Here is an 11,776-nt window from a genome sequence, read left to right as displayed (position 1 = left end):
CGACCCTGATCGACATCTGATCCGACAATAAAGAGGAAAAGTTATGTCTAACAAAACCATGTCTCAACAAGAAAGCAAACGTCGCTTACTCAGCCGTCTTGGCCGCCAGTTCGCCTACACCGCTCCGGCACTGGCACTGGCTGCCAGCGGTCTGGCCATGCAGGCGCATGCTGACGACACCCAAGGCAGCTACAGCCAGTTCGAAGATGCCCCTCATATGTTGGCCGAAGCCCATAGCGCCGAAGGCGGTGCGGAAGGCGAAGGTGAACATGAAGAAGAAGGTGAAGGCGAGGGAGAAGGCGAAGGTAGCGCAGAAGGCAGCCCGGAAGCAGGTTAACCCCCTCCTTTCATTACCTAAACCACACTGTGCCAGCCCTGGCGCTGGCACAGTGATTACAGGACAAGGTTGAACGTCATGACGGCAGCAAGATTACTCTCTTACACAGGCGCACTGGCCGAGGAAAACCGCCAGGCCCTCAATCAGCTGGCCGCGCTGCTTGAGCGTATTTCGCCTGTCAGCTACCAGCACCTGCAAACACCACAGGCCACCCAGTCAGTGGGCAAGCATGTGCGGCATATTCTTGAACATTATCAGACACTGCTTGATCACCTGAACGCCAGCACCTGCCTGAATTACGAAGGGCGCAAGCGTGACACCCGGCTTGAAACCTGCCCCCAGACAGCGTTGTACCGTTTGAACGCCATCGATAACGCCCTGACCAGAGTGGCCACACTGCCTGCCGATACGGCGCTGACGCTTGGCTATCCGCTTGACGCCAATGAGACGCACACAACAGCCGCCCTGCCCAGCAGCCTGGGGCGAGAACTGGCTTTTCTGACCAGCCACAGCATTCATCATATGGCGCTGATCAGCCTGCTCTGCGCCGAGCAGGACATTGCCCTGCCCGAACACTTTGGCGTTCACCCCTCAACGCTACGCCATTGGAAAGCTCTACAGACCGATTAACTTTTTATCGGGCTAGGTCACAGATAGAAAGAATGCTAACGTTATAACCATAGCCAAATTTCTATCGGAGCCTTCCCATGCCTGCGCCCCCGCCTGTGCAGCCTCAACGCAGAGAAAAACTCAACGTGGCCATCCTGGTGGTCAGTCAGATGCTGTTCATGGTCGCGACCATCACCGTCATGACGCTCAGCGGTGTGGTTGGCCAACAACTCAGCCCCAACCCGGCCTATGCGACCCTGCCGATTGCCATCATGATGATTGGCACCGTGACCTCCACCCTGCCCGCGTCACTGTTCATGAAACGCGTAGGCCGCCGTATGGGGTTTATCCTCGGTGCGGGCCTCGGTGGTGTTGGCGGCGGCCTGGTAAGCCTTGGCGGTATTGCGGCAGGTTCTTTCTGGCTGTTCTGCGCCGGTAACCTGCTGATTGGCCTGTATCAGGGCTTTGCCATGTATTACCGCTTCGCAGCCGTTGACGTGGCAAGCCCTGGGTTTCGCAGCAAAGCCATTTCGCTGGTCATGGCGGGCGGCGTCGTGGCCGCTTTCCTTGGCCCCTGGAATGCCAGCGCTACCCTGGATTGGGTGCCGGGCGTTCCTTCTGGCGGCCCCTATCTGATCATTGCACTGCTGGCGCTTTTCGCCATCGGCCTGCTCAGCCAGCTCAAGGTGCCCGCCAACGGCGAACCTCAACCCGGTGAAGTCACTCGCCCCATGGCGAGCATTGCCCGCCAGCCACGCTTCAGGGTCGCCGTGATTGCCGGGGCGATCGGCTACGGGGTGATGGTGCTGGTCATGACCGCCACACCGCTGGCCATGCGCGGCCAGGGGTTCGAGATGTCTCAGGTGGCCTTCATCATGCAGTGGCATGTGTTGGGCATGTATGCGCCGTCGTTTTTTACCGGCAGCCTGATCAGCCGGTTTGGCGTTGAACGAATTCTGACCGCCGGGGTGGTGATTCTGCTGGGCACCGTGCTGTTCAGCAATCTTGGCACCTCCATGGCGCATTTCTGGGTTGCTCTGGTGCTGCTGGGCATCGGCTGGAACTTCCTGTTTATCGGCGGCAGCGCCCTGCTGGCCGCGACCCACAGCGAGGCAGAACGCGGCAAGGTGCAAGGCGTCAATGATCTGATCATCTTCTCCCTGGTGGCGGTTGGCTCGCTGATGTCCGGCCAACTCTTGCACCACCTCGGCTGGGAAACCCTCAACCTTGCCATGCTGTTGCCCATTCTGATCATCGCCATAGCGCTAGTCGGCTGGCAGCAAAGCAACCGTCAGGAAGCCAGCGCCAACACCTGAAAAAGCCTGAAATAACTATCCGCACGGAGGGTCAAGATGACGCTAAACGCCATAATGGAACTGATCCAACGCCTCACCCGCAACCTGCTGGTGGCCATACCTGTCACCATGCTGCTGGGCCTGGTAGCAGGCGCCCTGCTGCCGGTGAGCGGGCTGAGTGTTCTGGTGATTCCGCTGACGCTGTTGATGATCTATCCCATGATGGTCAACCTGCGTCTGAATGAACTGTTCAGCGGTGGCGACCTGCGCGCTCAGGGGCTTGCTCAGCTGCTCAACTTTGCGGTCATCCCTTTTATTGCCTTTGGCATCGGGCTGTGGTGGTTTGCCGACCAGCCCTATCTGGCGCTTGGCCTGCTGCTTTCTGCCTTGCTGCCCACCAGCGGGATGACCATTTCCTGGACGGGCTTTGCCAAGGGCAACCTGCCTGCCGCGGTTAAGATGACCGTGATTGGCCTCTTGCTGGGTTCGCTGGCAACGCCTTTTTACGTGCAGTGGTTGATGGGCGCCAATATCCCGGTGGATCTGGTGGCGGTCTTCCGGCAGATCCTGCTGGTGATCGGCCTGCCGCTGGTGGCCGGTCAGCTGACCCGCAAATGGCTGGTCAAGCGCCATGGTCAACGCCATTACCGCCAGCATATCGGCCCGAAGTTTCCGCCTTTTGCAACGCTGGGGGTACTGGGGATCGTATTTGTTGCCATGGCGCTGAAAGCTGATGATCTGCTGAGCCAGCCCATACTACTGCTGGATATCCTCGTACCGCTGGCGCTGCTGTATGCCATCAACTATGCATTGAGCACCTGGGTGGCGCGCACCTGGCTTTCCCGTGGCGATGGGATTGCTCTGGTTTACGGCACCGTGATGCGCAACCTGTCGATTGCCCTGGCACTGGCCATGAACGCCTTCGGCGAGGCTGGTGCCGATGCGGCCCTGCTGATCGCCCTGGCCTACATCATCCAAGTGCAATCTGCCGCCTGGTACGTCAAGCTCACCCCGCGCCTGTTCGGCCCTGCGGAGTAACACCACGATTGTTATTTGCTATCGGTGCGCCATAAAGGGCGTTCCGTCATCATGAAGTCGTCATCAAGCTGTCATCGGGAATTTGTAGGTTGGGGACGTATTGAGGATCTTACGACCCGACCTGCCACTTGCCAATGGAGTCCACTTGATGAAAAAGCCCATCTTCAACCGCGCCCTGCTTGCCGTTGCCCTCGGCGGCTCACTGACCGCCAATGTTGCCATGGCAAGCCCTGCTGATAGCTGCCCGTCGCCCATGACAATGGCCGATACCGGCATCGAAGGCATGGGTTCACTGGAAGAAGCTTTTGCCCCCTTTGCTGAATCCTTCGAAGCGCTGACAGGCGTCGAGCTTGAGCTCTTTTCACTGGCCAACCGGACGGCGGCCGGTACCGCCTTGCAGTTCGATGAAGTGGATATGGTTTTTGCCGGGCCGTCTGAATTCGTACTTTTCGAAACCCTCGCTGAACTTGACGTGCTCTTTTCAGTGGTGCGCCCCAACTATGGTTCAAGCTTTGTGGTCAAGGCCGACAGCGGTATCGAAAGCCTCAGCGAGCTCGCCGACAAGCGCGTAGCACTGAAGGATGTCGGTTCCACCTCCGGCCACATCTTCCCGATGAAGCTGCTCTCCGAAGCTGGCCTCAATCCAGATGAAATGGATATCGTCATGGCCGGCGACGCGCGCATCCAGGTATTGATCAACGATGACGTCGCGGCCATGGGGGGTGGCAACAAGGATTGGGATGCGGTTCGTAAACAAGACCCGGATACTGAATATCGCCTGCTCGCCCAGACCGACACTCTGCCCGGTGATCCGGTAATCATGCGCGCTTCCCTGCCACAGGAATGCCGCGACGCCTTGCGCGCCACCCTGGCTGAAAACAGTGATGAAGTCTGGGATTCGCTGACCTCCACCGAACGCAACGCCGACAAGTTTATTGAGCGCGATGCCTACCTATCCTTCGAGACTGACCCGGCCATCTACCAGCAGGTACGCGAAGCCTACGAAATTGCCGGTATCCCGCTCGACGAGTGATTTTCAGGGTCAGGCAAGCATCATGGCCTGACCGTGCATCATCTCAAGCTACTCCGCTCACCGGAGTAGCTTTTTACCGTTTTCAGCTTAAGGAAAAACCATGCGTGATAGCTCACCCTCGCCATCAGCGCATCCCGTCAGCGTTCAATCCGTACATCTGCGCTATGGCAAGGTAGACGTTCTACGCGGTGTGTCGCTTGATATCCATGCGGCGGAAGGGGTTGTCCTGCTCGGCGCCAATGGTTCAGGCAAGTCAACCCTGATGCGCACCCTGAACCGCCTCGCACGCCCTCATGCCGGTGAGATCCTGATTCACGGTGAGTCCGTTACCCAGGCGCGAAGCTCGGAGTTGCGCAAGATACGCCGCCGCATGGGCTATGTCTTTCAGCAGTTCAATCTGGTCAACCAGCTCAGCGTGTTCCAGAACGTCCTGATGGGCAAGTTAGGGGCTCAGCGCTTCGGCTTGCTTAACTGCATTGCGGCGACAGCCTCACACTCTGATCGCGAATACGCCATGGCGTGCCTGGAGCGGGTGGGTATGGCCGAACGTGCGGCGCAAAGGCCAACAGAGCTGTCAGGGGGGCAACAGCAGCGGGTCGCCATTGCCAGAATGCTGATGCAGGCGCCTTCGTTGGTGATTGCAGATGAACCGATTGCCAGCCTGGATCCGCGCGGTGGGCGCGAAGTACTTGATCTGTTGTGGGAAATTGTCCGCGAAAACAATCTGGCCATGCTGTGTACCCTGCACCAGCTGGATCTGGCGCGCCATTACGCTGACCGGATTGTTGGCATCAAGAACGGCGTGACCGCCCTGGATGCTACCGCCTCACAGATCAGCGATGCCGAACTGAGCGAGCTCTACGACGGCGCGAATTCTCCCACGATCTCACCGGAACTGCAGCCAACATGATCACTGAAAACAAGCATATGCCGCGGCGCTTGCGTAAACCTTCCCCGCTGGCCTGGGTACTCGGCCTTGGGTTTCTTGCCTTTTTCGTTCAAGGCCTGATTGCCGCCGACATCACGGTTGACCGCCTGATCCGCGGCGCCAGCAACATTGTCCGCTTTCTTGGTCAGGCGCTGCCACCCGATTTCAGCCGCACTGGCAGCATTGGCTGGTCGATGCTGGAAACCCTCAATATCGCCGTGGTCGGGGTGACGGTGGGCTGCATCCTATCGGTGCCCCTTGCCCTGCTGGCCGCCCGTAATACCTCACCAAGCCGCCTGGTTCACGTCAGCGCGCGGTTCATCATTTCGGTGTCACGCACCATACCGGATCTGATCTGGGCGTTGATTTTCGTGGTTACCGTCGGCCTGGGGCCCCTCGCCGGGATACTGGCCATCATCATGGATACCATTGGCTTTGCCGCGCGTTTCTTTTCCGAACGCTTTGAAGAAGTCAGCGATGGCCCCTCCAATGCGTTAACCGCCACCGGCGCCGGCAGGCTATCGGTTATCTTCGGGGCGATTATTCCGGAAAGTTTTGCCTCAATGACGGCGGTTTCGCTATTCAGCGTGGAAAAAGCCATCCGTTCCGCCGTCACCCTGGGGCTGGTGGGGGCCGGCGGTATCGGGGTTGAGCTGTCAACCGCCATGCGCCTGTTCCGCTATGACGAGGCAGCCGCCATCATCCTGATTATCCTGGTGGCCGTGATTAGTTTTGAGCAGATTTCATCGGCAATCAGGCGGCGCATCATCGGTGATCAGAATGCCGTAGGGTGAATGACCGCTACCCAGTGTAATACTCGCCTCCGACACGGAGGCGCCACAACCCCAGTCTTGCCGCTCAATTCCGGCAACGACTGGGCATCTTGTCACCAGACAGGCTCAAACGGGTCAACCAGCTCAATAACACTACCACGCAGCCGCTCCAACGGTGGCCGCTCATCAGTTTTATAGCGCCTGACTTCAATAGTGGGGCGTCCATTATCAGTGACAATAACGTGCTTGCCAGAAGCTTCAACCTGACGAAAAAACTCCAAGGCTTTCGCCTTGAACTGTGTTTTTGACACTTCTTCGATATTCATCGCCCTGCCCTAGTCATTGCCTATAGTCATAGATGTAACAACATAGTATGACCATGGAAATCCGTCATAGTGCTTTTATATGCAACCTTTATTACATGAAAGCAAGTTAATTCTCTTCTGTAAAGCGAGCTTGGGCATCCACCACAAAAGCAGACAGAGAAGCGATTTCGTCAGAATCCCAGGCTAATGGCTCTGCCGCCATCGGCGCTACCATGCAGATCTGCACCATTTCATCGGCGTAAACAGTCTCCATGCCAAACTGCTGCACCCCCATGTTAACGCTATGCGGAAACGCCTGATCAAAGGCTCCCTGATAACCCGATTGCCCATCGCTATCGTGGCAGGTGGCACAGGAAAGCTTATAGCTACTCAGTGAAGGCGCCAGGGGATTCCTTACATCCTGCCTCTGCCTTATACGCGTTGAATGGCGGTTTGCCATTTTTGCACCGGTTGTTCCATAATTAATCTTGCGCTGACGATGCATCTGCAGAATGCCTATACAGCCCCCAGCCACTGAAGTACGCTTTTGCTATCGGCAAACATCGCCCTTTCAAGGGCTTCTCATGCGGCAAGTCAGACAGGGAGTTAAATCACGATGACTGAGGTCACAGTTTCACCGATGGATCACCTTGCTGCGATGCGGCCAAGGCTTGTGACCTTTGCCAGGCTGCAACTGCGCGACGCCGCTGCCGCTGAAGATGTGGTGCAGGATACCTATGTCGTGGCGCTCGAAAAGCATGCCAGTTTCGAGGGCCGCTCAGCCTTTGAAACCTGGGTGTTCGGTATCCTCAAAAACAAGATGCTTGAACGCATGCGCCAACAGAAGCGTTTTGCCAACTGGCAGTTTGATGACAGCCTGAGCCAGGATGACGCCCTCGATGCGCTGTTTCAGGAAGCCCCTTTCCAGGCCAGTGGCCGTTGGCAGGCGGCGTCGCGCCCTCAACCCTGGGGTGAGCCGGATAGGGTGTTAGAAAATCGCCAGTTCTGGCAAGCTCTCGACGCCTGCATGATTGCCCTGCCGGAAAATATTGCCCGCGTGTTCACGCTGCGCGAATTTATGGGCCTTTCCACACAGGCGATCTGTGAGGAAATCGGCGTCACGGAAACCAATTGCTGGGTCATCCTGCATCGCGCGCGCCTGAAACTGCGTCAATGTATTGAAAAAGGCTGGCTTGCCCATTAACTGCCGGTGGATCACCCAAGGGGGCCGATCATGATCATGTGCCGCGAAGCGACCAAACTGATGTCGCTGAAACTCGACCGCTCACTAACGCGCCGGGAACAGCTGCAATTGCGCCTGCATACCCTGATGTGCAGCGCCTGCCGACGCTGTGAATCCCAGTTTGAGCTACTTCACGGCCTGGGCGATAAACTGCCGGATACCGACGACACCTCATCACGGAGCTAACCATGCCTGCCTCAAGCACGTCAGTGTCTTCCGCGCTACGCTGGTTATTGCTGCCCTGGCTGGCGGTAGCCATCACTCCCGCCATCGGCAGCGACGATCAGCGCTTTTCTGCCTACCGTATGGAAAACTGGCCGACCCGCAGTTTTGAAGGCGAAACGGATTACCAGATCATCGAGGAAGACGGGCAGGCAGCGCTTCAGGCCAGCGCCAACGGCCAGGCCTCGGCGTTGTATCTGGAGCGCGAGATTGATCTTGAAAAGACGCCTTACCTGAAATGGTGCTGGCAGGTCGACTCGCTCTACCCTGACCTGGATGAAACCACCAAGGCGGGCGATGACTACCCCGCGCGGGTCTACGTGGCGCGCAAGACAGGCCTGTTACCCTGGCAGGTTGAATCCGTTAATTACGTCTGGTCATCCAACCAACCGGCAGGCAGCGCCTGGCCCAATGCCTTTACCGACCGCGCCCAGCTTCTGGCCCTGCAGAGCGGTGAAAAGAAACAGGGCCAATGGGTTGCCGAGGTGCGCGATGTACAGGCCGACTATCAACAGCTGTTTGGTGAACGCCCGGCAAGCATTGATGGCGTTGCGCTGATGACCGATGGCGATAACGCCGGTGGCGATGCCACTGCCCGTTACAGCACCCTGGTCTTCTCCGCCGACTCAAACCCGCCGGATTGCCCTACTCTGTAAACTTCTCGCCCTTTTAACCTTAGTCCCACACGCATGCTGCCCAGCAGGTTAAATGCTATGTTAGCCACTTAACCTGCTAAAGAAGTAGTTATGGGAGCATTGCCATGTCACGCCGAAGGCTGAGGTTTCACCTTCCCGCCGTTGCCACCGGGCTACGTTCTGCCTGGCAGGCGGGCTATGGGCTCGCCGATTTGCGTCAGGACATCATGGCCGGGCTGACCGTTGGCACGGTGGCGGTACCTTTGTCTATGGCGCTGGCAATTGCCACCGGGGTGCCGCCTCAGCATGGCCTGTATACCGCCATTGTTGCCGGGGCGATTATCGCCCTCACCGGTGGCGCCCGCTTCAACGTCTCCGGCCCCACTGCTGCCTTTGTGGTCATCCTGTTTCCTATTGTCCAGCAGTTTGGCCTGGGCGGCCTGCTGATTGCTTCCATGATGGCGGGCGTTATCCTTATTGTGCTGGGCCTCACCCACATGGGGCGGCTGATCCAGTTTGTGCCCTACCCTGTTGTGCTGGGGTTTACCGCCGGTATCGCCATGGTGATTGCGGTCTTGCAGATTCCTGACTTTCTGGGGCTGCAGACGGGTGAATTGGGTGAACACTTTATCGCTAACCTGGCCATCATCGCTCAATCCCTTCCAAGCCTTGACCCATGGGAGTTGGGCGTGGGCGTCTTCGCGCTGGCCGTCATGCTCTACTGGCCACGGCTTAATCTGCCGATTCCCGCCCCGCTGATTGGCCTGGTGGTCGGCGCCCTGGCGGCCTATGGCCTGAACCTGTGGCTGGGCGGCGGCAGCATAGAAACCATTGCCTCGCGTTTTAGCTGGGAAATCAACGGTGAAACCGGCAGCGGCATTCCGCCGGTAGCACCGGTGCTGATGGCTCCCTGGCATCTGCCAGGGGCGGATGGCGTGCCTCTGGAGGTCAATTTCGAGCTGATTCGCGCCTTGATTGGCCCTGCCTTTGCGATTGCCATGTTGGGGGCAATCGAGTCGTTACTGTGCGCCGTCGTCGCCGACGGCCTGACCAAGACCCGCCACGACCCGGATGCTGAACTGCTGGGCCAGGGGCTGGGCAACCTTGTCGCGCCGCTATTTGGGGGTATCACCGCCACCGCCGCCATTGCCCGCACCGCCACCAACATCCGCAGCGGCGCCCGCTCACCGTTGGCGGCGGTAGTGCATGCGCTGGTGGTATTGCTCGCCGTGATTGCCCTGGCCGGCGTGCTGGGGCTGGTGCCCATGGCCGCACTTGCCGCGCTGTTGTTTATCATCGCCTGGAACATGAGCGAAGCGCGCCATTTCGTGCGTACCCTGCGTTCTGCCCCTTTTGATGACGTAGCCATTCTGGTGACCTGCTTCGGGCTGACCGTTATCTTCGATATGGTATTAGCAGTGGGCGTCGGGATTGCTCTGGCAGCGGCGCTGTTTATCCGCCGAATGGCGCTGCTGACCCAGAGTGACCGAGTCGATACTCGCCGGGATATCAGCCTGGCGACCCTGCCTGACGGGGTCGCGGTGTACAACATTGATGGCCCGCTGTTTTTTGGTGCCGCTGAAAAGGCACTTGCGTCATTGCGCGTGGCAGACCCGACGATTAAAACGCTGATTCTCGATATGCACGACGTGCCCAGCATGGATGTTACCGGCATCATGGCCCTGGAAACGCTGCTAGATGATATGGCGCGAGATAACGTCGGGGTGATTCTGGTCGGCCTGAAGGCACGTATGATCCTCAAGCTGCGCCGCACAGGTATTCATAAAGTGCCCGGCCAACGCCTGTATTGCCAGCACATGGCCCAGGCCATCAAGGTCGCCAGGCGCTGGCAGGGCTGAATACGAAAACCGCCGCTACCTGAAGCAGATAGCGGCGGGAAAGCCTGTGATGGGAGAACAGGCTTTTTGGGTTATTCGACCAGGGTCCGGGCCGCTTCCAGATACTCTGCGCCGTTCTCGGCCACGCGCTGCTGATCAAGAGATTCAGACCCGAGATGCACCTCTTCCAGCGTGTAGTAGAGGCGAAGCCGCAATGAAAAAGCAGTCGATGTGATTGGCCTTGCTAGGGTGATCACGCTAAAATCGTACGGTATTTCCGTACATAAAGGGGAGTTATGGATATCATCAGTGTAAACAAGTTCAGAGACAACCTGAAAAGCGTTGTAGAGCAGGTGATCAGTAGGCACGAACCCCTCAAGGTGACGCGTCGTGCCGGAGAAGCTTTCGTGATTATAAGCGCTGAGGACTGGGAAAGAGAGCAAGAAACCCTTCACGTTCTTCAGAACCGAGACCTGATGCAACAGATTGCGGCTTCCCTCGATACTCACAGCCGTGGCCAAGGATATACACCTGATGATGAGCAGATGAATGAGATCACTGGTATTTGAGGGCAACACCTGGGAAGCCTATGAGAGGATGCGCGAGAAAGACAAAAAGCTGCACAAGGCTCTCTGTAAGCTATTGAAAGACATGCTCCGGTCTCAAGATCCATCCACTGGCACTGGCAAACCTGAACCGCTTAAACACAACTTATCAGGCTTGTGGTCAAGACGAATCTCACAGCAGGACAGGCTGATCTACCGGTTCGGTGACCAGTCCATTTATATTTTCGCCCTTGGAGGACACTACGATCAGCACTAACGCCCTGGCTTTGCGGCGTGCCGGAGCGCCAGCGCAGGCACCTCCGACAACAGCCATTGGCTAAATGCTTGCATGCGCACAGCCATGCGCATAAGGTCAAACTGTATATTCAAGATCTTTTCGGAGACCCGCATGGCCGAACTCTATGATTCAGCCGCCCCCAAAAAAGCAGCGAACCTCTCAATCAACAGCGATCTGCTGCGTAAAACCCGAGAACTGAACATTAATTTGTCTGCCACCCTGGAGCAAGCGCTGAAAGAAGAGCTTTCGAAACGCGAAGCCGCACAATGGGTTGAAGAAAATCGCGCTGCGATAAAAAGTTACAACGATTTTGTCGAACAAAATCGATGCTTCGGCGACGAATTCAGGGAGTTCTGATGGCACAGTTCGATGTATACCCAACCCGAGCAAAGCCAGTAAGGCTCACTACCCTTATCTGGTGGATATTCAGAGCAGCCTCCTGAGCGATTTGGTAACTCGCATTGTTATCCCCTTGGGTAAAGGTTCAGCCTTCGGTGGCGAAACCATGCAAGGGCTGACTCCAGAAATCAGCTTTGCCGATCAGAAGCTGTTGCTGTTAACGCCGCAAATTTCCGCCGTGCCCAAAAAACACCTCAAGAGCCCCATTGGATCCCTGTCACACTTCAGAAACCAGATTATTGGGGCTCTGGATCTGGCTATCACCGGCATTTAACAGT

18 protein-coding genes are annotated in these 11,776 nt (G+C 57.4%); 15 read left to right on the top strand and 3 right to left on the bottom strand.

Going from position 1 to position 11,776, the window contains the following annotated elements; all coding sequences use genetic code 11:
* Positions 1 to 43 precede the first annotated feature (43 nt).
* From OR573_03320 to phnE, 7 genes are all read left to right on the top strand, one after another.
* On the top strand, positions 44 to 337 hold the full coding sequence (locus OR573_03320) for a hypothetical protein (protein ID XGA80700.1): 294 nt from the start codon (positions 44 to 46) through the stop codon (positions 335 to 337).
* 78 nt (positions 338 to 415) lie between these two features.
* Positions 416 to 967 (top strand): hypothetical protein, encoded by a 552-nt coding sequence (locus OR573_03315; protein XGA80699.1) that lies wholly within the window; start codon positions 416 to 418, stop codon positions 965 to 967.
* Between the two features lie 77 nt (positions 968 to 1,044).
* Positions 1,045 to 2,262: an MFS transporter gene (locus tag OR573_03310; GenBank protein ID XGA80698.1), complete on the top strand. Its 1,218-nt coding sequence runs from the start codon at positions 1,045 to 1,047 to the stop codon at positions 2,260 to 2,262.
* A gap of 36 nt (positions 2,263 to 2,298) precedes the next feature.
* Positions 2,299 to 3,279, top strand: coding sequence for a bile acid:sodium symporter (locus OR573_03305; protein XGA80697.1), 981 nt, complete (start codon positions 2,299 to 2,301; stop codon positions 3,277 to 3,279).
* A 148-nt stretch (positions 3,280 to 3,427) separates the two neighbouring features.
* Positions 3,428 to 4,312: a phosphate/phosphite/phosphonate ABC transporter substrate-binding protein gene (phnD, locus tag OR573_03300; protein ID XGA80696.1), complete on the top strand. Its 885-nt coding sequence runs from the start codon at positions 3,428 to 3,430 to the stop codon at positions 4,310 to 4,312.
* Between the two features lie 100 nt (positions 4,313 to 4,412).
* A complete protein-coding gene (phnC, locus tag OR573_03295; GenBank protein ID XGA80695.1) occupies positions 4,413 to 5,222 on the top strand; it encodes a phosphonate ABC transporter ATP-binding protein in 810 nt (269 codons plus the stop codon).
* Positions 5,219 to 6,034, top strand: a complete 816-nt coding sequence (gene phnE / locus OR573_03290; protein XGA80694.1) for a phosphonate ABC transporter, permease protein PhnE — start codon at positions 5,219 to 5,221, stop codon at positions 6,032 to 6,034. The genes phnC and phnE overlap by 4 nt, the downstream gene beginning before the upstream one ends.
* Before the next feature lie 92 nt (positions 6,035 to 6,126).
* On the opposite strand, the gene OR573_03285 is transcribed toward phnE, so the two are convergent.
* Together OR573_03285 and OR573_03280 are read right to left on the bottom strand one after the other, a co-directional pair.
* Entirely contained in the window at positions 6,127 to 6,339 is a 213-nt protein-coding gene (locus tag OR573_03285; protein XGA80693.1) for a type II toxin-antitoxin system Phd/YefM family antitoxin, read from the bottom strand.
* A gap of 106 nt (positions 6,340 to 6,445) precedes the next feature.
* Entirely contained in the window at positions 6,446 to 6,778 is a 333-nt protein-coding gene (locus OR573_03280) for a hypothetical protein (GenBank protein XGA80692.1), read from the bottom strand.
* 156 nt (positions 6,779 to 6,934) lie between these two features.
* Between OR573_03280 and OR573_03275 the strand changes: the two genes are divergently transcribed.
* The 4 genes from OR573_03275 to dauA all read left to right on the top strand — a co-directional run bounded on the left by OR573_03275 (position 6,935) and on the right by dauA (position 10,277).
* Positions 6,935 to 7,522, top strand: a complete 588-nt coding sequence (locus OR573_03275; protein ID XGA80691.1) for a sigma-70 family RNA polymerase sigma factor — start codon at positions 6,935 to 6,937, stop codon at positions 7,520 to 7,522.
* Positions 7,523 to 7,552: 30 nt separating this feature from the next.
* A complete protein-coding gene (locus OR573_03270) occupies positions 7,553 to 7,747 on the top strand; it encodes a zf-HC2 domain-containing protein (GenBank protein XGA80690.1) in 195 nt (64 codons plus the stop codon).
* Between the two features lie 2 nt (positions 7,748 to 7,749).
* Positions 7,750 to 8,439 carry a DUF3047 domain-containing protein gene (locus tag OR573_03265; protein ID XGA80689.1) on the top strand — a complete coding sequence of 230 codons (690 nt, stop codon included), beginning with the start codon at positions 7,750 to 7,752 and terminating at the stop codon, positions 8,437 to 8,439.
* 104 nt (positions 8,440 to 8,543) lie between these two features.
* A complete protein-coding gene (dauA, locus tag OR573_03260) occupies positions 8,544 to 10,277 on the top strand; it encodes a C4-dicarboxylic acid transporter DauA (protein XGA80688.1) in 1,734 nt (577 codons plus the stop codon).
* 71 nt (positions 10,278 to 10,348) lie between these two features.
* Here dauA and OR573_03255 read toward each other — a convergent pair whose 3' ends face one another.
* Positions 10,349 to 10,711, bottom strand: a complete 363-nt coding sequence (locus tag OR573_03255) for a hypothetical protein (protein XGA80687.1) — start codon at positions 10,709 to 10,711, stop codon at positions 10,349 to 10,351.
* On the opposite strand from OR573_03255, the gene OR573_03250 reads away from it, so the two are divergent.
* From OR573_03250 to OR573_03235, 4 genes are all read left to right on the top strand, one after another.
* Positions 10,610 to 10,825: a type II toxin-antitoxin system prevent-host-death family antitoxin gene (locus tag OR573_03250; GenBank protein ID XGA80686.1), complete on the top strand. Its 216-nt coding sequence runs from the start codon at positions 10,610 to 10,612 to the stop codon at positions 10,823 to 10,825. The two genes, OR573_03255 and OR573_03250, sit on opposite strands and share 102 nt — an antisense overlap.
* 28 nt (positions 10,826 to 10,853) lie before the next feature.
* Entirely contained in the window at positions 10,854 to 11,078 is a 225-nt protein-coding gene (locus OR573_03245; protein XGA81652.1) for a Txe/YoeB family addiction module toxin, read from the top strand.
* Positions 11,079 to 11,210: 132 nt separating this feature from the next.
* Positions 11,211 to 11,456, top strand: coding sequence for a type II toxin-antitoxin system CcdA family antitoxin (locus OR573_03240; GenBank protein XGA80685.1), 246 nt, complete (start codon positions 11,211 to 11,213; stop codon positions 11,454 to 11,456).
* A gap of 61 nt (positions 11,457 to 11,517) precedes the next feature.
* Positions 11,518 to 11,772, top strand: a complete 255-nt coding sequence (locus tag OR573_03235; protein ID XGA80684.1) for a CcdB family protein — start codon at positions 11,518 to 11,520, stop codon at positions 11,770 to 11,772.
* Positions 11,773 to 11,776 lie beyond the last annotated feature (4 nt).

Source organism: Halomonas sp. CH40 (assembly GCA_041875495.1).
Lineage (GTDB): Bacteria > Pseudomonadota > Gammaproteobacteria > Pseudomonadales > Halomonadaceae > Vreelandella.
This window is presented reverse-complemented; position numbering and strand designations above follow the sequence as displayed.

Bases quoted from the DNA above. Each gene is read 5' to 3' on its own strand.
- OR573_03320 (XGA80700.1), top strand. From the start codon at position 44: ATGTCTAACAAAACCATGTCTCAACAAGAAAGCAAACGTCGCTTACTC.
- OR573_03315 (XGA80699.1), top strand. From the start codon at position 416: ATGACGGCAGCAAGATTACTCTCTTACACAGGCGCACTGGCCGAGGAA.
- OR573_03310 (XGA80698.1), top strand. From the start codon at position 1,045: ATGCCTGCGCCCCCGCCTGTGCAGCCTCAACGCAGAGAAAAACTCAAC.
- OR573_03305 (XGA80697.1), top strand. From the start codon at position 2,299: ATGACGCTAAACGCCATAATGGAACTGATCCAACGCCTCACCCGCAAC.
- phnD (XGA80696.1), top strand. From the start codon at position 3,428: ATGAAAAAGCCCATCTTCAACCGCGCCCTGCTTGCCGTTGCCCTCGGC.
- phnC (XGA80695.1), top strand. From the start codon at position 4,413: ATGCGTGATAGCTCACCCTCGCCATCAGCGCATCCCGTCAGCGTTCAA.
- phnE (XGA80694.1), top strand. From the start codon at position 5,219: ATGATCACTGAAAACAAGCATATGCCGCGGCGCTTGCGTAAACCTTCC.
- OR573_03285 (XGA80693.1), bottom strand. From the start codon at position 6,339: ATGAATATCGAAGAAGTGTCAAAAACACAGTTCAAGGCGAAAGCCTTG.
- OR573_03280 (XGA80692.1), bottom strand. From the start codon at position 6,778: ATGGCAAACCGCCATTCAACGCGTATAAGGCAGAGGCAGGATGTAAGG.
- OR573_03275 (XGA80691.1), top strand. From the start codon at position 6,935: ATGACTGAGGTCACAGTTTCACCGATGGATCACCTTGCTGCGATGCGG.
- OR573_03270 (XGA80690.1), top strand. From the start codon at position 7,553: ATGATCATGTGCCGCGAAGCGACCAAACTGATGTCGCTGAAACTCGAC.
- OR573_03265 (XGA80689.1), top strand. From the start codon at position 7,750: ATGCCTGCCTCAAGCACGTCAGTGTCTTCCGCGCTACGCTGGTTATTG.
- dauA (XGA80688.1), top strand. From the start codon at position 8,544: ATGTCACGCCGAAGGCTGAGGTTTCACCTTCCCGCCGTTGCCACCGGG.
- OR573_03245 (XGA81652.1), top strand. From the start codon at position 10,854: ATGCGCGAGAAAGACAAAAAGCTGCACAAGGCTCTCTGTAAGCTATTG.
- OR573_03240 (XGA80685.1), top strand. From the start codon at position 11,211: ATGGCCGAACTCTATGATTCAGCCGCCCCCAAAAAAGCAGCGAACCTC.